General features: G+C 63.2%; 15 protein-coding genes, 1 tRNA gene and 1 pseudogene. 6 read left to right on the top strand and 11 right to left on the bottom strand.

Annotated elements, in window-relative coordinates:
* Positions 1-31: 31 nt before the first annotated feature.
* Positions 32-1204, bottom strand: a complete 1173-nt coding sequence (locus DES52_RS19270) for a VanW family protein (protein WP_110888469.1) — start codon at positions 1202-1204, stop codon at positions 32-34.
* A 126-nt stretch (positions 1205-1330) separates the two neighbouring features.
* On the opposite strand from DES52_RS19270, the gene DES52_RS19265 reads away from it, so the two are divergent.
* Positions 1331-1404, top strand: a tRNA-Gln gene (locus tag DES52_RS19265).
* A gap of 150 nt (positions 1405-1554) precedes the next feature.
* Here DES52_RS19265 and DES52_RS19260 read toward each other — a convergent pair.
* Complete coding sequence (locus DES52_RS19260; RefSeq protein WP_146237389.1) at positions 1555-2229, bottom strand: hypothetical protein; 675 nt, start codon at positions 2227-2229, stop codon at positions 1555-1557.
* A 476-nt stretch (positions 2230-2705) separates the two neighbouring features.
* Between DES52_RS19260 and DES52_RS19255 the strand changes: the two genes are divergently transcribed.
* Entirely contained in the window at positions 2706-3761 is a 1056-nt protein-coding gene (locus DES52_RS19255; protein WP_170131178.1) for a chemotaxis protein CheB, read from the top strand.
* Positions 3762-3789: 28 nt separating this feature from the next.
* Here DES52_RS19255 and DES52_RS19250 read toward each other — a convergent pair whose 3' ends face one another.
* Positions 3790-5079, bottom strand: a complete 1290-nt coding sequence (locus DES52_RS19250; protein ID WP_110888467.1) for a sensor histidine kinase — start codon at positions 5077-5079, stop codon at positions 3790-3792.
* Between the two features lie 218 nt (positions 5080-5297).
* On the opposite strand from DES52_RS19250, the gene DES52_RS19245 reads away from it, so the two are divergent.
* On the top strand, positions 5298-8285 hold the full coding sequence (locus DES52_RS19245) for a CheR family methyltransferase (RefSeq protein WP_110888466.1): 2988 nt from the start codon (positions 5298-5300) through the stop codon (positions 8283-8285).
* 69 nt (positions 8286-8354) lie between these two features.
* On the opposite strand, the gene DES52_RS19240 is transcribed toward DES52_RS19245, so the two are convergent.
* Positions 8355-9410 (bottom strand): chemotaxis protein CheB, encoded by a 1056-nt coding sequence (locus DES52_RS19240; RefSeq protein ID WP_110888465.1) that lies wholly within the window; start codon positions 9408-9410, stop codon positions 8355-8357.
* A gap of 211 nt (positions 9411-9621) precedes the next feature.
* Between DES52_RS19240 and DES52_RS23795 the strand changes: the two are divergent.
* The 3 genes and pseudogenes from DES52_RS23795 to DES52_RS22660 form a co-directional block, all read left to right on the top strand.
* Positions 9622-9894 (top strand): annotated as a pseudogene (locus tag DES52_RS23795) (transposase); the annotation flags it as partial.
* A gap of 777 nt (positions 9895-10671) precedes the next feature.
* A complete protein-coding gene (locus tag DES52_RS19230; RefSeq protein WP_110888463.1) occupies positions 10672-11130 on the top strand; it encodes a hypothetical protein in 459 nt (152 codons plus the stop codon).
* A 712-nt stretch (positions 11131-11842) separates the two neighbouring features.
* Entirely contained in the window at positions 11843-12043 is a 201-nt protein-coding gene (locus tag DES52_RS22660; RefSeq protein WP_146237388.1) for a hypothetical protein, read from the top strand.
* Positions 12044-12279: 236 nt separating this feature from the next.
* Here the strand turns inward: DES52_RS22660 and DES52_RS19220 are convergent, their stop codons facing one another.
* From DES52_RS19220 to DES52_RS19190, 7 genes are all read right to left on the bottom strand, one after another.
* Positions 12280-12855, bottom strand: a complete 576-nt coding sequence (locus tag DES52_RS19220) for a TerD family protein (RefSeq protein WP_110888461.1) — start codon at positions 12853-12855, stop codon at positions 12280-12282.
* Between the two features lie 59 nt (positions 12856-12914).
* The gene (locus DES52_RS19215; protein ID WP_110888460.1) at positions 12915-13496 is read right to left on the bottom strand and encodes a TerD family protein; all 582 of its coding nucleotides are present in this window, start codon (positions 13494-13496) and stop codon (positions 12915-12917) included.
* A 37-nt stretch (positions 13497-13533) separates the two neighbouring features.
* Positions 13534-14757 carry a VWA domain-containing protein gene (locus DES52_RS19210; protein WP_110888459.1) on the bottom strand — a complete coding sequence of 408 codons (1224 nt, stop codon included), beginning with the start codon at positions 14755-14757 and terminating at the stop codon, positions 13534-13536.
* On the bottom strand, positions 14754-15923 hold the full coding sequence (locus DES52_RS19205; protein ID WP_110888458.1) for a TerD family protein: 1170 nt from the start codon (positions 15921-15923) through the stop codon (positions 14754-14756). Before DES52_RS19205 ends, DES52_RS19210 begins: the two co-directional genes overlap by 4 nt.
* An 87-nt stretch (positions 15924-16010) precedes the next feature.
* The gene (locus tag DES52_RS19200; protein ID WP_110888457.1) at positions 16011-16586 is read right to left on the bottom strand and encodes a TerD family protein; all 576 of its coding nucleotides are present in this window, start codon (positions 16584-16586) and stop codon (positions 16011-16013) included.
* Between the two features lie 112 nt (positions 16587-16698).
* Positions 16699-17610, bottom strand: coding sequence for an aldolase/citrate lyase family protein (locus DES52_RS19195; RefSeq protein WP_110888456.1), 912 nt, complete (start codon positions 17608-17610; stop codon positions 16699-16701).
* The gene (locus tag DES52_RS19190) at positions 17607-18653 is read right to left on the bottom strand and encodes a cysteine protease StiP domain-containing protein (protein WP_110888455.1); all 1047 of its coding nucleotides are present in this window, start codon (positions 18651-18653) and stop codon (positions 17607-17609) included. Before DES52_RS19190 ends, DES52_RS19195 begins: the two co-directional genes overlap by 4 nt.
* Positions 18654-18657: the final 4 nt, after the last annotated feature.

Genomic DNA, 18657 nt, shown 5'->3' with positions numbered 1-18657 from the left:
GTCACGCGCCGCCGCTCTGCGAACGAAGCTTTCAATTCGACGCTTGGGCCTTGAGGCGCTTGTCGCGCGGGTTCACGGCGTACACCGCGCCCCACGGCTCGTAGACGCTCACCGTGCGGTCTTTGCGCGCCTCGCCGTTGGCCTGCACGATGCGGCGCGTGATCGCGGCCTTCATGCCCTGCATCGGCACGTCCACGAGACGCCGCGTTCCCTTCGCCTGATTCGGGTCCGCCGTGTACGACGGCTTGGCTGGCGGCTTGAAACTCGTCACGACGGGCCTCGACACTGTGACTTTCCGGTTCGGCTTCGCGCCGAAGATGTCGAAGCGCAAGGTGCTGCTCCGCAAGTCCCAGGACGCCTGGATGAACAACGGCGCCTTCGTGTCGTTCCTGAACTTGAAGTTCTTGCTGGGCGCGTACACCGTCGCCTCGTACCCGACCGGGTCGTAGTACTTCACGCGGTGCGAATGCTCGTGGCGCTCCGTGATCGGAAAGCCGCCTTGATACGCCGCGCGAAAAATCGTCGTGCTCACTTGGCAAATCCCGCCGCCATCCTCTTTTTCCAGCGTTCCGCCCGAGATCACGTAGCCGGGCACGAAGCCGTTTTTCTTGTCGATCTCGCCGACGTACGCGTTGAAGTCGAACTCCTCGCTCGGCTTCACGTACCGTTCCTCCAACTTTTTGGCGCCCACGAGGATGTTCTTCACGCGAAACGACGGGCTGCCCGCGAAGTTCGATTCGCCGCCCGAGACGTGATGGAGAATTCCCGCCCGCGCCCAATCGCGCACGGAGCGCTTGGGTTCCACGCGTCTCAGCACGATCTCGGCCTCGTGCCTTCCGGCTTGGATGGCCTTCAAGATGTTGTCCTTCGTGGCGCGGCGGTCCACGACCCATCCCGTCTGCTGCCGCGCGATCCAGCGGCCTTCGTCGTTGACGAAGTACGCTTCCTTCGGTTTTCTCTGCTCGATGACGTTGAAAGTGTGCGACAACCTCGGCAGCAGATCCGTCGAAAGACGCCCGATGCGCTGCGAACGCGCGACGAGCGCCGCGTTCACCGGGTAGCGCTTGGCGATCGTGTCCTCCACGAGCCGCCCTTTCTCGATGCGCGGCTCGTTCGTGACGAACTTGAGGCTGAACGCCGGGTATGTCGCCGCTCCCACGGAACTGACGAGAGACAAGACGACGAGAGGAGGCAGAAATCTCACGAGTTCAGCCTAGAGGGCGGAGCATGACGCCAGATTTGCCTCCGCTTCGCCCCCCTTGACCTATGAAAGCCTCCTCGCTATACTTCCCATGCCTCTGAGGAGGCCGTCCTGCAAGTAACACCGCGTTGGGGCATCGTCTAACGGCAGGACAACGCTCTTTGGAAGCGTCGATCATGGTTCGAATCCATGTGCCCCAGCCAACTGAAAACCGCGCTCTAGAGCGCGGTTTTCTTTCTTTTCAGCTTCGCTTGGTAGCGTACTTCTGCACTGATTGGTGCAATAGAAGTTGACCCCGGTGTCGCCTAGCCCAAGCGCCTCTCGACAAATCTGTAGATGAGCCGATCGACTTGTCATACACGCACTCGGGTCCGAACACGAACGTCGGTGACGACGGTTTGTTGAACGCTTTGGTACAGCTGTATCTGGGCGTCTTCGTGCTCGAGCGAAACCACCAGGCCGTACCGTTGGGTCTCATCAGCATGCCCAGGGAACTCTTGATTGCAGTAGACAACAAGGTGCAGTAGGAACTTTCCGTTCTGCTCGGTGCTGGCAAGTACTGTTCTTTTGCTGGTTTCGTACATGAACGACTGCACGGTGGAGTAGGACAGGCTGCTAACGGTCGGAGCGAGTTCAATCAATTGGCTGGAGTGGAAGCTGATACTTCCCGTTCCCGTTCCCGCCGCCAGTCGCGCCCGCGCGGCGAGCATCAGCGCGTGCCGTTCGGTTTCCCGCTGCCGTTCTTCCCCTTCTCGGCGACGTTCCGCTTCGACATGTGCATGCAAGCGCACTTCGTGCACTTCCCGTTCGCGTTGTTCTTGCTCGTCGCGTGAATCTTGCAGCGCTTGACAGTGTGCGCACGGCTTGCCGGAGAAGAAGTTGGAGTCCAACACGCGAAGCTCCGGCGGTTTGTCATCGGCGAGACCGTCCGGAAACGCGTCGACTTCGAGCCACTTCGACGCTAAAGTCGTGCCTTTCTCGGCGCTGACAGCATGCGTCCAATACGCTTCGACCGCGACGCGCACCACGCCGTCTTCGAGGACAGCGGCGTCCGCGCGAAACGGGGGAATCGCGACTTCCTCGCGCACGACCGCGGTCGGCGAGAGGCGGTACGTTCGGCTTTGCGCGTTGCCGCAGCACGTGCAACGGAAACGAGCCGTGAACTTGCCGTGATGGGTGAGTCGTTCGACCAGCAGGCGTTTGAACGCGGCGTGCTCCACGTTTTCGCGGGAACACGTGCGTTCCTCGGCGCGGCGGTGGTACTTGAAGTGCGCAGCTCGCACGAGGCCGCGCGACGTGAACGGGATCGGCGCACGTCAAGCAGCGGTACCACGCACCCTTGGGGGGCGACGCGCGGATCGGCGATTTGACCGTGCGCGTGGAGGGCGAAGGGAACGCCTTGCTCATCGTCGGTTCGCATTGCATCGACCGTGCGGCTCTTCATCCTGAACGCACGCGAGGCAAAGGCGCACCTCGCTCAACATCCTTCGACCGACAATGACGCATGCCCCCTGCTTCCATCGTCGTGATCGGCGGGTCCGCTGGCGCACTCGATCCCCTGCGGGAACTCGTCGCGCACTTTCCCCACGACTTCCCAGCCGCCGTTCTCGTCGTGGTTCACGTCTCTCCGGACTTCCCCAGTCACTTGCCCGGCATTCTCGCCCGCAGCGGTCCCCTACCTGCGCGGCACGCGCGGCACGGCGACGTGCTGCAACCAGGCCACATTCTCGTTGCGCCGCCCGATCATCACTTGCTGGTCGGGCAGGACCGCGTGAAGTTGTCGCGCGGACCTAAAGAGAATCGCTCGCGCCCCAGCATCGACGTGCTGTTCCGCTCGGCCGCGTACACCCATCGCCACGGCGTCATCGGCGTGCTGCTCAGCGGCATGCTCGACGACGGCACGTCCGGCTTGTGGACCATCAAGCAGCTTGGTGGTCGCGCGGTCGTGCAGCACCCGGAGGACGCCGCGTACAGCGACATGCCCCTCAACGCGTTGCGGGAAGTCAACGTGGACGCCATGGTGCCCGCGGCGAGCATCGCTCTGGCCGTGCAGCGCCTGCTGCACGCACCGCTCGCTTCGCAGAAGGAGGTTTCATCGATGAATGACGACTGGAAGCGCCTCGAATTGGAAGTCGGCATCGCCAGCGGCGACAACCCCTTCGAAGCAGGCTTGCTTCAATACGGCTCACCTTCTACGTTCACCTGCCCGGAGTGTCACGGCGTGATGGTCGGTTTGAAGGAAGGCAACTTGCTGCGCTTTCGCTGCCACACCGGGCACGCGTACAGCCCCTCGAGCTTGTTGGGAGAACTGCGCGGCTCGATCGAAGCGAGCGTGTGGAATGCCGTTCGCGCGCTCGACGAGAAGACCATGCTGCTCGATCACCTCGCCAAGCACACCGAAGAAGCCGATCAATTGGACGTTGCGGCCGCGTACCGAGAAGAAGCCCGCGAAACGCGCGAACGAGCGCGACGCCTTCGGCAAGACGCTTTGCGCGCCGGGCAACTCGGGCACGACCGCCTGCTAAACGTGTCGCACGGGCACACCGACGAACACGAATGACGGGCACGTGACGGTCAACGAGGCGGCGTCACTCCAGCAGGGTCGGTTGTTTGGGCCACCCGATGAAGAACGTCGCGCCGCCGTCCACCTTCCCTTCGGCCCACACGCGCGCCCCGAAGCGGCCGCACACCCGCCGGACGATCGCGAGACCCATGCCCGCGCCGGGAAACGCCGATTCGGGGTGGAGGCGCTTGAAAATCTGGAAGAGCTTGTCGCGATGGCGGTTGTTGAACCCCACGCCGTTGTCCGTGAAGCGCACGATGAACTCCGACTCCGACTCTTGCGCGCTCACGTGAATGCGCGCTTCGCTGCGCGTCTCCGTGAACTTCAAGGCGTTGTCCAACACCTTGAAGAACACCAGTTGCATCGCGCTGCTGTCGCTCAGCACGACCGGCAGCGCGTCATGGGTCAGGTGCACGGTTCGGCCTTGCATGCGGGGCCGCACGTCCTTCGCGACTTCCTGGAAGACGCGGTTCAAGTCGAGCGGCGCGAGCCGCACGCGGGTTTGCGAGGCGCGCGTGTACTCCAGCAAGGCGTGCGCGAGCTCCTCCAGGCGGTCCACCGAGCGGAACACGTGACTGAAGTGCTCGGCGTGCGTGCCGCTCGAGGTGAGCCCGTCGCGACGCAGCACGTCCGCGAGCGACGAGACGCGGCGAAGCGGCACCATCAAGTCCTCGCTGATGCTGAGGGTGACGGCCTTGAGTTCATCGTTGACTTCGCGCATCTTGGCGGTGCGTTCCCGGACTCGCTGCTCCAACGTTTCGTTCAAGTGCAACAATTCCGCTTGCGCGTTCTTTTCCGTCGTGATGTCCGTCATGGCGATGAGGCACCCGCCGGATGCGGGCGTCCGGCCTTCCAACCGCACCGGGAAGGAACTGCCGTCCGCGCGTTGCAGGTGCAGTTCCGCCACGATGACTTCCGCGCTTGCCAGCAGGCGCGGCAGCAGCATGGCGAGCAGCGTGCGGGATTCAGGTGCCGTGAATTGGGAAAGCCGACGGCCCAGCAGCCGTGACCGTTCCATCTCGAGCAGGCGCGTCGTGCGCACGTTCGCTTCGCGAATGATGCCCTGGTCGTCGAGCGTGAAGTACCCGACGGGCGCGTGATCGTACAACTCCACGTACCGATCCTGTGTGCGCTGCAACTCCATGTTGGCTTCGCGCAACTGTTGGTTTTGCAGTTCCAACTCGATTTGATGCACGGACAGTTCGTGCTTCAAGACGTCCGGCGTGTCCGGCAGCACGAACGGCGGCGTTTCCTTCAGCTTCTGCTCGGCCGTTTCTCGCAATGTGTTCAAGGCGGGCGTCGTCTCGTCGTTCATGGGTCCTTTCGACGGTCCCGCATCCGCCTGAATCGTAGGAAATTTTGTGAAGTCTAGCAGAAAAAGGGAAGGCGCAGGTCGCGACGGCCCTTCGAACGGCCCGCGCCTCGCGCCGCTCCCTCACGTCCGGATGGTACAGTGACTTGCAAGGTAACCTCGCTGTTTCCTAAGCGACGCTATGCCCGCCGCTCGGCACGCGCGCCTCGCAAAGGAACTTCATGACCGACGACTCGAACCGACCGCCGAATACCGCCGCACCCAGCTCAACCGAGGCCGCCCTGTCCCCCACGCCGCCCACCAGGATCGTCGCGCTCGGCGGGTCCGCCGGGGCCCTCGACGGGTACGAGCGGTTCTTCCTGGGCCTCCCGCCTGGAAGCGGCATGACGTTCGTGGTGGTGACGCACCTCAGCCCGAACGGAGAAAGCTTGATGCCGGACTTGCTGCGCCGTTGCACGTCCTTGCCCGTCGAGTTGATCGAGGATGGTCTGCGCGTCGAACCGGATCACGTGTACGTCATCCCGGCGGGCTTCAGCCTCGCCGTCATGAACGGCACGTTGCTGCTGCGTGACCTCGACGTGGCGGAGGGACGCGTCATCGACGCGTTCCTCGCGAGTCTCGCGGCGGACGTCGGGGAACGCGCGGTCGCGGTGATTCTGTCCGGGATGGGCTCGGACGGCACGCGCGGTGTTCGCGCCATCAAAGAGAACTTCGGGTTGGTGCTCGCGCAGGATCCCACGACCGCCGATTATCCCGCGATGCCCACGAGCGCCATCGCGACGGGCGTCGTGGATGAAGTGCGGCCCGCGGACGAACTCGCGTCACATCTGCTGGAACGCGTCACGCGCGAACGCTTGCTGCAAAGCGATCCAGCAGCGTCCAGCGCGGACCTTCAACGGGTGCTGCTGCTCGTGCGGGAACGCACCGGGCAGGACTTCACCCGCTACAAGCACGCCACGCTGCTGCGCCGCATGGACCGCCGTTTGAAAAGCCACCGCCTCGACTCCCTCGCGCAGTACCACCAGTTCCTGCAGCAGCACCCGAGCGAAGTAGACGCGCTGTTCGACGACCTCACCATCAACGTCACCAGCTTCTTCCGCGACCCCGAGGCGTTCGAACGCCTCAAGGCGCACTTGCGAATGACGCTCACGCGCGACGAGCGCGGCGGGGAAGCCGTTCGCGCGTGGACCGTCGGGTGCGCCAGCGGCGAGGAAGCGTACAGCGTCGCGATGGTGCTGCACGAACTCACTCAGGAACCCGAGTGGCGCGGACCGACGGGCATTCAAGTGTTCGCGACGGACATCGACCCGCGCTCTATCGACAAAGCCCGCGCGGGCCTCTACCCGGCAAGCATCGAGCAGACCGTCACGCCCGAGCGCTTGCGGCGGTACTTCACGCCGACCAGCGGCGGCTACCACGTCAACAGCGTGCTCCGCGACTTGATCGTGTTCGCGCTGCACAACACCTTCAACGACCCACCCTTCACGCGGCTTGACTTGCTGACGTGCCGCAACATGCTGATCTACCTGAACGCCGACTTGCAACAGCAGATCCTGTCGGTGTTCCATTACGCCCTGCAACCGAACGGACTGCTGCTTCTCGGGGTGAGTGAAACGACGGGGTCGCACGATGAGCGCTTCCAGACGCTCGATTCACGCTGGAAGATCTACCTAAGAGAGCTGGGCGCGGTGAACACGCTGCCTGTGGGGCTGATCTTGGTTCGCTCGCCCTCCACACGGCTGTCCCAAGCGCAGCCACCGGAACGTCGCGCGGCCCGCACCTATCACTTGCCGTCTCCCGTGGAGCGCTTGCTGCTGGCCATGTACGCGCCACCGGCGGTGGTGGTGAACGCCGAGGGCGACATCTTGTACGTGACCGGCCGCACCAGCCGCTTCCTGGAACTGCCGTCCGGATCGAGCGGCACCGTGAACGTGCTCGACATGACGCACGACGGGATGCGCTTCGAGTTGGCATCCGCCATGCGGCGGGCCACGCGCGAGAAGCGCGCCGTGACCTTGCGCGACGTTCGGCAAGATGAAGACCGCGAAGTACTCGTGCTCGACGTGACGGTGCACCCCGTTCAGTCCCCGGAAGCACAGGCGCAAGACACGCTGCTGGTCGTCTTTCAAGAGCGGCCCGCGGAGGAAGCGGTGCCAGCCACGCCCGAGCAAATCGATCAAGTGCAGGCACTCACGCGGGAAGTGCAGCACCTGCGTGAAACCTTGCGGGCGACGATGGAGGAAAACGTCATCTCCAACGAGGAGCTTCGCAGCACGAACGAGGAGTACCAAACGACCATCGAGGAGCTCAAAAGCACCAACGAGGAACTACTGACGTCCAAAGAGGAACTGCAATCCGTCAACGAGGAGTTGCTCACCACGAACGCCGAGCATCAAGGCGTCATCCACGACCTCGCGCGCGCGAACGATGACATCAAGAACTTGCTGGAAAGCGCGGGCATCGCCACGCTGTACCTCGGGAACGACTTGCGCATCAAACGCTTCACGACTCAAATCACGCGGGTGATGAACCTCATCGGGTCGGACGTCGGACGGCACGTCGGGGACCTCAACGTGAAGTTACGCGACGTGAACTTGGAGCAGGACGTGACCGCCGTGCTGGAAACGCTGTTGCCGCACGAAGCGCAAGTGCGAACCCTCGACGACCACTGGTACTTGATGCGCATCAATCCGTACCGCACCGCCGATAACTTCATCGACGGAGTCGTCGTTGCCTTCACGAACATCGACTCGGTCAAGGAAATCGAGGCGAAGCTCGACCAGTCGGTGCTGCACTCGGAAGCGCTGCTCAACTGCATCATCATCCCGATGGTCGAGTTCGACGACGACCTGAGGGTCATCACGGCCAATAAGGCCCTCTACGATTTGCTGCGCGTGTCTCCCGAGCAGGCCCGCGCGCGGCCTGTGTACGACCTGGGCAGTCTGGGCCGTCAGCAACTCGACTCGTGGGAGTTGCGCGCGAAGCTGTCCGAGATGGTGTTGACGGACGTGCCGCTCACCAACCACGTCATCGACCTCGACGTGCCCGGCGTGGGCGTGCAGAAGATGAAGGTGGAGGCGTGGCCGGTCTTGAGTACGGACGGGCAGCAGGCCGTGCACCTCATGACGCTGGAGAACATCACCTCGATTCTCGAGGAGGTCGTCAAGGACGTGACGAGCGGCGAGGCAGAAGAAAACGAGGGGCGTTGACTTGGCGCGGCCATTCGAACGGCGTGCACGTGAAGCGCGTGACGTTCGAATGGCCGCGTTTCCATCGGTTCAAGTCGACTCGTCGCCGTCCTGCTCGGCGTGCTGCTTGAGGCGCTGAGCGCTGAGCGTCTCGTTGGGGGTGATGGCGTCAAAGATCGCGCGCGTTCGCGCTTCCACCTGTCGTGCCTGACGGGCGTATTCACGTGCGAGGCGCGCGTTGCCGCTTTCTTCGAGTTCCGTGCCGGTGTTTTCCAACAGCATCGTCGCTTCCTCCAAGGTGCGCATGGCGCGCCACAGCGTCTCCTCCACGTGCTCTGTCACGCTCGCGAGCAACGTGTCGCCCGTGTACGCGTGCCCGGTGTGGCAGCGGTAACGGGTAAAGCCGCCTTCCTTGATTTGCACGAGCACCCCGCCGCACTCCGGGCAGGTCTGCGGCGTCACCTTCCCGAAGTCCATGATGCCTTTGCGAAAGGCGCTGTCTCGCCTGGCGATGCTCACTTCGATTTCCACGCGCCGTCGTTCGTCGTCAGGCACGTTCACTTCCCCCGCGTTCGGCACGGGCTCGCCGACGAGACGCGTGAGGAGCGTGGCGAGGTCACGGGCACGGACGGTGTGGTCGACGTTCACCTGGTTGAGCGCGCTGAGCGGCATCGAGTCGAATTCGGCGTCCCTGGGGTCTTGCACCACGGCGGTGCCGCCGAAGTGCTTGATGGTCCACAAACCGGACGTGCCGTCGTCGAGCATGCCGGACAGGACCACGCCGATAACGTTGGGGCCATGGCTGTACGCGGCCGAGCGGAAGAGGGTGTCGATGGCGGGTCGGTGGCGGTTTTCCTTCGGGCCTTGCTTGACGGCCAGGTGGTGATCTTCCACGAGCAGGTGACGGTCGGTCGGCGCGCAGTAGATGCGGCCGGGCCGGAGGGGTTCGCCGTCCTCCGGGTGGGTGGCGTGGAGCGGTCCGGCGTTGCTGAGAATGTCCGGGAGTCGGCTGGGCGTATGCGCGGGCATGTGCGTGACGACGCAGATGCTGCCGGAGAAGTCAGCGGGAAGGGCCGCGGCGAGTTCGAGGAGGGGTTGCGTGCCACCGGCGGACGCGCCGACGACCACGATTCGGTACGGAAGCATACCTTCACCATACGCGGCGCAAGTAGCCGCGTGAGTTCGGCGAGCGCCGCGCCGAACTGCACCGGATGGGGAAGCGCGTCGAGCATGCGCGAAAGGACCGGCTTGTCGACGCGGTCACGCACGGCCATGGAGTTGCCCCCGCTGTACGGAGTTGCCGAAAAGAACGGCGATCATCACAAAGAGGCTGGGCATGTGAACACGAAAAACGTACGACGCAGAATTCAAGGAGAACGCCGTCGAGCTCGCCCGGCAGGAGGGTAACACCCGAGACCTCGGCCTGGGTCGCTCCACGCTGCAAAACTGGGTGACTGCCGACAAGAAGCACGGCGCGCTCGCCTTTCCGGGCAAGCGCAAGGCTCGCTCGACCCCCGAGCACGAAGAGATCAAACGCCTGAAGCGCGTTGCCGTACCAAAGACCGAGGATGGCCGGTCAAGCGCGACACAGCAGCGCGTGGTACGAAGCGCTGAGCGTACTCGGGCTTAACTTGGCTGCACGCCGGGCGGCTCGTTAGGATGACGGCCCGCCGATCCCTTCACACGCCGCTGGTGCCTTGCTCATCGTGCTCGCCGCGACACTCGCTTCTTGCGCGTCAACGCCTATACCTCCTACGCCGCCCAGTCCACCTATGACATGCGTGCCTGATAGCTGCTTCGTCCAAGACCCGATCTGTCCACCGTACCTGCCGAACTGTCCGTTCTTACCGCCTTCGCTGAGCGAATAAGCACGGCCCGACTGAGGTGGCGCTGCCGTCATCATCGATGGGAAGGAGGTCGGAAAGACGCCCTTCGTGCTGTTAATCGCACAGCTAGGTCGCTTGTCGTACACGGTGCGCTTGGCGGGTACGAGGATGAGGTCGAGGGGTTGTTGCCGCTTTGGAAGACCTCGCTGTGGTCGTGTCGTCCCTTCCTGTTCCTTGCAGGGTCGATGGGCTTTATGGGGTGCTGGACGAAGAAAAACACGGATGCGTTCTGGTGCAATAGCGCGTAATCGTGTGTGATCTCGAAGGGTCTAAGGTAATCTGGAGTAGCAGAAAAAGCGCGTCCGGGAGGCTTTTCCCAACCTTATACAATCGAGGGGAATCGGCTTGGCTCGCTCTTTGGAAGCGTCGATCATGATTCGAATCCATGTGCCCCAGCCAACCTTAAAACCGCGTCTCAGACGGGGTTTTCTTGCTTATGCCCTCGGCAGCGCACCTCGAAAAAACGCCATGAGATGTAGTAGCGGTGGAATAGCCGAAGGCACGACCCGGGACGAAACCGCATGACCACCAACCTTCAAAAAACGCTCAACGCGATCGACTGGCCGTCCTTCGACACTGCCTACGGTCCCGCCACGAAAATCCCCCTCTACCTTCAAGCGCTCTGGGCCACCGACGCGACGAACCGCCTCGACGCAGCGCACGACTTGTGGTGCAGCTTGTGCCATCAACGCGCCTACGTCTCGAGCGCCGCCTGGCCTGCCTTGCCGTTCCTCGTGTGCGCCTTCGATCACGCCGCCGCGCACGAGGATCACGCGCTCACGGCCGAACTGCTCGACATCTTCCTTGGCTTCGCGCAGTGCACGACGCATCGACGCGGCGTGACCCGCCCCAACTGGATGACCGAACTTCGCGGAGGTGTGCGCGCCGAACGCGCCCGCTTCGAAGCGTTGCGCGCCTCTACCACGCAGGACGTCGCCGACCTCGCGCACGCTATCCTCGAGGCGCTCGACATGCCGTGAAGACTTGAAGGCCGCGCGCCGCCCTCGACGGCCGATCCGGGCAGGGGCAAGGCCATGCCTTCGAACAAGTCCACGGCGTGCGCGCTTCTCGCCGTCGAACACGAAACGGTAGGTGTCGAGCGTGATGCTCGGCGTCTTGTGCCCCAGATCTTGCTGACGACCACCGGGTCCCCGTGGCGCCCCCTTGAGGGTCAAGGACGCGTACGTGTGCCCCGAGTCGTGCGGCGAACGAGGCGGCAACGCCTCGGCGTCCGGTGCCCGCTCTATCGCTCGCAGGTTCCCGAGTGCTTCGCGCGGCACGTGCTCGACGTTGCGTTCGAACGCTTCCGGGTCGCTCCACTCGACGACGTGCGTCATCGCTTGCATGAGGTTGTCCAGTGGAATCGGCGCGCCGAGCTCCGTGGAAACCACGTACGCGCCGCCTCGCCACAACTTGCCCGCCACGCCCTGGTCCCGCGCTTGCTCTTCGCGCGGCGCCCTCAGGACCTGCACCAGCAGACCTTCTCCGAGCGTTGACGGTGCATGCCTCACCGTACCCACGCCGTCGAACGTTCGCGGCGCAAGTGGCGTGCTGGGAGCACAACCGACGAGGAAGCACACGGCTGTCGTTCGCTAAGCGACAGTCGTGGCGGGGTGTAGAAGCCCTGTCGTTGGCCTGCCGCGTAGTTCTTTCTTATCCCGCGTGCAGCGTTGCCGCGCTACGCTCATACCCATGCTACGAGATACGCACAAGGGCAGGGAAATCGTCGTCAAGCGCGTCCAAGTGCCCGGTCAGGCGGTGGGAAGTCGGCGCCCACCTCCCGGCACCGGCTGGAAGATCACGTGGGGTGGCGTGGACGTCACGGGTCGGGTCGTGAGAAGCGGGACGTGGACCGAGCAGACGCTGATGGACCGCGCGAAGGAAGTCCTTTGACTCAACGCGCGCTGCCGGCATCTTGAACGACGGGCCAGCGTCGAACGCCTCGGGTCGTTGACCCACGTGTCGCGATCCAGATGCGAGCGCGGGAGCAGTGTGCAGCCCCCCGGTCGAAAGGCCATACCAAAAAAGCCATTGCCAGCGCGAACACGGGAAACGCGAGACCAAACTCTTGTTTCAGCGTGCAAAGGCGCTCGGGACGGCAGCGCTGAACGCGGTTCCTTCTTCGGAGTTCAAACGTTCACGCCGTAATTACGGGCGAGCGGACCGAGGCCTCCTTGATAACCTTGACCGACCGCGCGGAACTTCCACTCTCCGCCGTGACGGTAGATCTCCGCGAAGATCACCGCCGTCTCGGTGCTGAAGTCCTCGCCGAGGTCGTAGCGCGTCATTTCCTGCCCGTTGGCTTGATTGACGATGCGCACGAAGGCGCCGCCGACTTGCCCGAAGTTCTGGCGGCGCGCGTCCGCTTGGTCGATCGTCACTGCAATGGCGATCTTTGCAACGTCGTGCGGGACGCTGGCGAGATCGATGCTGATCGCCTCGTCGTCTCCATCTCCTTGACCATCGCGGTTATCGCCCGTGTGCTCGACGCTGCCGTCTTGCGAGCGCAGCTGGTTGTAGAAGATGAAGTCGTGGTCGCCGCGCACCCGACCCGTCGCCGTGAGCAGGAACGCGCTCGCGTCGAGGTCGAATTGCTGTCCGTCCGTGCTGCGCGGGTCCCAACCGAGACCGACGGTGATGCGCGTCAGCGAGGCGTCTTGCTTCGTGAGAGAGATGTTGCCGCCTTTTTGCAGGGAAAGAGACATGAGGAACTCCTGTCGAAGAAGAAAGATGCGGTGAGACCCGCAAGATGGTCGTTTGACGGTTACACGTACGGGCGAATGTCCGTCAGGTTGTCGTGGAAGGTGCGACCGCGAGACGTCTGGCCGATGGCCGTCATCACCCAGTCGTTGCCTTGCCGTCTGAGGCTCGCCATGATGAGCGCGCTGTGGCTGCCTTGCGCGCCGAGGTCGTAGCGCGCGATCTCCTTGTCGCCGTCCAAGTTGACGAGGCGGCAGTACGCGTTCTCGACTTCGCTGAAGTTCGGCCCGGAGTAGTTGTTGACCGAGAAGATCAAGGTGGTGACGTGCTGTGGCAAGCGCGTGAGGTCCACGCTGATGGTCTCATCATCGCCGTCGCCGGCACCGGTGCGGTTGTCGCCGCTGTGACGTACGCTGCCGTTGGCGTTTTGCAACTCGCGAAACCACACTGCCTCGACAAGTTGTCCGTCGGCGTCGAACATCAAGGCGTTGGCGTCGAGGTCTACCTCGACGCGCCCGCCACCGAAGCCGAACAGACCGCGCTTCATGATGCCGTCCCAACCGAGTCCCATTCGTACCCGCGTGAGTGACGGGCCTGCGGTCTTGGTGAGGCTGATTTGCTGACCTTTCGAAAGACTGACGGCCATAAGTGCTCCTTTGATCAGGCTGAACTCGCAGACCGCGTTACAAGACGCCTGCGCGTCGCGCGTCGCGCTGCCAAGAATCGAGCTCGTTGACGAGCAAGTCGAACAGTTCGGCGTCGGGCAGACGAATCGGAGCTTTTACCTTGAAGAAGTCCGCGTTGTCGACGCGGCGTCCCGTCAGGTCATCGAGCTTCTCGAGGAAATCGAAGTTGACGTAGCCTTGCTCGATACCCATGAACTTCCAGAAGATCGGCTCGTTCGCCGCGTCACGCATTTGCTTGATGACGCTTGCCGGGTTACTCGTGCCGCCGTCGGTGATGAACAATACCAGGGTCGGCAGATCGCGGCCTTCAGCGCGGGCGTCGTCACGCACGAGGGTCATGACCGGGCCGTAGTGGGTGCCGCCTTCGAATTGCACGCGCAGGGCTTGCACGAAGCCGCGCGTGTTGTCGAGCGAGAGTTTGCCTTTCCGGTGTGCCTGGATTCCGAAGAGGTACACGTCGACTTCACCATCGTCGTCAAGGCGAGCGGCGAGGGCGAGCGCGCGTTCGGCGAGCGCTTGCACGGCGCCCGAGGCGTACTCGTTCATCATGCTGGCGCTGATGTCGAGGACGAGCTTCACGCGGTAGCGCGCGTCGGCAAGGCCGCGCTTCTCGAGGCTGACTTGGGCGGTCTTGATCAAGCTGACGAGTTGAGGTTGCTCGCGCGCGGCCTTGTCGAGCAGGACCTTCTGCCGCTCTTTGACGAGACTCACTGGCGGCGACGGAGGTGTAGGCACGTCCTGTACGTCCTGTGCGACCTCCCCGCCGAAGTGCTTCACGAGGGCCGCGAGACCGCCGTCGAAGCCCTGACCGACGGCTTCGACGCGCCACTGCTCGCCGCGACGGTAAAAGCGAAGCAGCATCGCGGCTTTCTCCGCGTGCAGCGCGCCTGTAACGTCGAAGCTCGCCTCACCCAGGTTCACGATGAGCGAGCCGCGCGACAGTGGCGTGTCGTCATGCGTCGCAGTCAGAACGATCTCCGTGATGCTCGAGGCAAGCCGAGAAAGATCGAAGTCGAAGCGCGTACCTGACGTGCGCACCGCCCCGTCGGGACTTTCGGGTTGGTTGTAGAACACCATGTACCGATCGTCCGCGAGCCGGCCATCTTGCAAGCCGAAGGCGCTGTAGTCCGTGCCCGCGAGCGAGCTGTTCACCGTAACGACGAAGCGTTCGCTCACGCCCAGCTCGGCGAGCGGGAGCCGCTGCCCTGCGGATAGATTCACTTGCTCCTCGCTGTCCAGCGAAAGCCGAAGCCGTAGTATTCATCGCAGTCTTGATGACCGCCGAAGTACCGCTCCTCTTTCGTGATTTTGATTTCGCCGCCGACATTCTCGATCGAGGCGATCGCACAGAACAAACGGCGCATATCGGGATTGCTGAGACGCACCGTGATTTCATTGCCACGAGGGTCTTTCATCGTCAGTCGTCCGTTGACTTTCGTGAAGTCGCTCGTTCCTTCGTAGATGTAGGCGAAAATCAAGACCGTGTGGATGAGGTCGGGTCGGTAGATCACGAGGTTTTCGCCGTCGTTCGCGGCTCCGGTGCGGTCGTCCTTGTCGAGCATGATGTACGGCTCGAAGCGGTCGGAGCCGAAGGTGTTGCCGAGCGCTTGAATCACGCCTCGGTCGCCATTGTTCAAAAGGTACATGCAGCCGAGGTCGAGGTCCGCTCCGACACGCAACGGACCGCCACGGTCCCAATTGAGGTTGACACGAATCGGGTCTTTCTGACCGTCCTTGCGCAACGACAACTTCGTCGATGCGCCTTGCTTGTCCAACGTGATTTTCTGCAAGCTCACGCTGGGCGGCGCGGGTGGAGGCGTGCTCGGTCGAGGCGGCGGAGGTGGAGGTGCGGGTCGTCCGACCGGGGTGTCGGCGACTTCACCGCCGAAGTGCTTCACGAGGGCGGCGAGCCCCCCGTTGAACCCTTGCCCGACGGCAGCAACGCGCCACACGTCCTTGAAGTACACGTCGAGGAGCATGATCGCCTTCTGCTGCTGAAAGTCACGGCCCGTGACGCGGTACGTCAAGAGCGGACCGTCGGCGCTCGACACCGTGACCTCGGCGTGGTCGATCGCGGCGAAGGCGCCGTCGTCCACCGTGGATGCCAGCGTCATCCGGCGTATGTGCGCGGGCACGCGGGAAAGATCGACCGAGAAGATCTTTTCGTTGCGCGCTCCGGATTGCATGCGTAAGGCGTTCTCCGGCGAGGACGGCTGGTTGAAAAAAATCATGTAGCGGTCGTCGGACAGTCGGCCAGCCTCGTCCAGTCCGAACAGCATGAGGTCGTACTCGGCGGCAGGGCCGGTGACGCGGACGCTGATGCTGAGGTCGGTTCGAGACGTGAGATTCCGTAACGGCACTTTTTGTCCCGTTTGAAACGCTTGCAAGTTGACTCCTTCGGGCAGGGCGCCGAACGCCCGCGGTGCAGGGGCGGGCGTTCGATGGCCTTCAGCCTGGTAGACGCGTTGCCTCGATCAGACGTTGACGCCGAAGTTGCGGGCGAGGGGCTCTAGGCCGCCCGCGTACCCTTGGCCGACGGCGCGGAACTTCCACTCGCTCCCGTTTCGGTAGACTTCGCCGAAGATCATGGCCGTGTCGGTGCTCGCGTCCTCGCTGAGGTCATATCGAGCAATTTCGCTGCCGCCGTCGGCGTTGAGGACGCGAATGTACGCTTTGGAGACTTGCCCGAAGTTCTGCTTGCGGCCGTCGGCTTCGTGGATGGTCACGCACACGGCGATCTTGTCGACACCTGCTGGCACTTGATCAAGGCGCACGATGACGGTTTCATCGTCGCCCGCCCCTTCGCCCGAGCGGTTGTCGCCGCTGTGCTCGACGCTGCCGTCGGCCGACTTCTTGTTGTTGTAGAAGATGAAGTCGCTATCGCTTCCGACTTTGCCTTGAGCGTTGAGGAGAAACACGCTGCCGTCCAAATCGAATTCTTGTCCGTCGGTCGCGCGTGGATCCCAGCCGAGGCCGACCGTGATGGTCTTGAGCCCGGGAGCCGCCTTGCTGAGGGAGACATTGCCACCTTTGCTAAGTGAAACTGCCATGAGAACCTCCGGAAAGTATGTTGAGAGTACGTTTCGTATGGAGTGAGAAATCAACGTCGGACTCTCGCGAATCAGTCTACTCGTTGAGGCTTCGTTACAGATCACAACTGCTTCAGAAGTGCAAAGCCTCACTCGACGTGGTAGACAGCGTGCCGAAGTGCCTTGCTCGCTCGATGATTTCGTGCGCCCAAGCCGCGTGCGTGGCCGGTTCGCACATTCGCCCGTTCATCTTGAACACGGCAGGCGCGCTTTCATCGAGGATCGCGTGCGCCTCGGCGAGTTCTTCCTGGGTAACGCGGTAACCGTGGTGCACGGTTTCAAGTTGCCCCGGGTGAATGATCGTCTTGCCGCTCAGGCCGTATTCAAGATCTTGTTGCACTTCGCGCGCGAGCGTAGCAAGGTCGTCGAACACTTCGTAAACCGGGCTCGACAATGCGAAGCCGTAGGGTTTGAACACGGCGACCAGCATGCTCACGATTCGCTGCAGCGGGCCTTCGTACAAAGTGCGGCCGGGCGTACGACGCAGGCCGATCGTGCTGAGCAAGTCGTTGCCGCCGATGCGCAGGCAGCGCACCTGCTGGTGCCAGCCGTGTTCGAAGATGACGTTGCGCAGCCGCACCATCTCATGCTCGTTCAACGCCTCACGCGTTTCGAGTGTAAGCATGACGTGTAGATCCGGTCGATCCTCGAGCTTCGACATGTACGCGCTCAAGTTGCCGCCGTGGATTTTTGGAAGCACGAAGCCTTGGATGCCGCGCAGATCGAGGGTAAGCAGGTGTTCGAGCACGTCCAAGTTCCGCGCTCGAATGAATCGTACCGGGCCAGGCATGGACGCGAGATGGGGAAGCGCTTCGCGCAAAGCGGCGAGCGCGATCGGCACATCCTGCTCGCGCACCGCGTCTTCCGTGCAGTAAATCAGGCTGTCCAAAAGCGGATAGCGCGTCGTACCAAGAGCCACGAGATCGTCACGGGTGGCTGGCGCGTACAAGCTCGCGCCGAGCGGTCGTTCGCTCGCCGTCGTCACGCGCCACTTCCCGCCTGCACGAACGCGGCGGCCAGGTACGGCAAGTCGGGTCGAACGGTGATAGGAACCGAGCGTCGCTCAGCGAGCTTGACGAGGTGCAACGTGTCGAGATGATCCTTGTTCTTCAACAGCAGGTGGCCAGGTTCGCGGCGTAGAAACACCCGGGTCGCTTCTCCCACGCCCGGCTTCACGAGGTTGACGTCACGGACGCCGAGTGACCGTGCGATTTCGAGGACGAGTCCCGGCGCTGAAAGCGGGCGTTGCTCGTCGATTGCCGACACCGCGACGCGAGCTTGGACCGCGACGTGTTCGAGCGTGTCGATGTAAGCGCGGCTGAGGTCGTGCGGAGCGAGCGCGACCTCGAGCCGCGCACCGTGCAACTTGCCTGGGAGCGTCGTGAAGCTACGGCTCAACAGCCCGCTGACCGTGGCGTTGAGAAGCGCGTGCGGCAGCAACAGGTCGGCGAAGGTCGCGGGATGATCGGCGACTCCCGCCGGATCGCTCACCAACGCGAGCGACCAGCGCTCGTCCTTTGGCATGGACGCGCGGAGCGTGCGGGCGATGGCGCCTTTTCCGCTCCATCCGTCGATGAAGACGAGGTGAGCGGTGGGATGACGTTCCCGTACGAGGCGCAACGCTGCGAGATCCAGCCCTTCGCCTCGAATGATGCTCAGGGTGTAGTGCGCGACCTCGCGGCCCTTCGCGCGCGCGAGGCGTCTCAACACGCAGCCGATCGGCGTTCCTGCTCGTGCCAGCGAGACGTACACAACGTCCGGATAGCGTTCGAGCAAGGTCGACGACAGGGAAGAGAGCAATTCGCCCAGCCGTTCGGCGTTTCGCGAAAGGGCTTGCTCGTATGCGCTCACTTGGACGTCGCTTGGCGCTTCTTCAGGCGTGAGCAACGTCGCGTAACTGCGGCCCGAGCGCAACAGCACCTCCTTCTCGGCGACCCCGACAAGTTCGACAGTGCCGGGACGTAACAAAACCGTGACGTCGGACGCGTGAAACGTGGAGGTGAGCAGGTCGGACAGCGAATCAATCATGAGC

This window comes from Deinococcus yavapaiensis KR-236 (assembly GCF_003217515.1).
In the GTDB taxonomy this organism is placed as follows: Bacteria; Deinococcota; Deinococci; order Deinococcales; family Deinococcaceae; genus Deinococcus_A; species Deinococcus_A yavapaiensis.
Note: the sequence above shows the minus strand (reverse complement) of the source record. Positions and strands in the feature narration are given on the sequence as shown.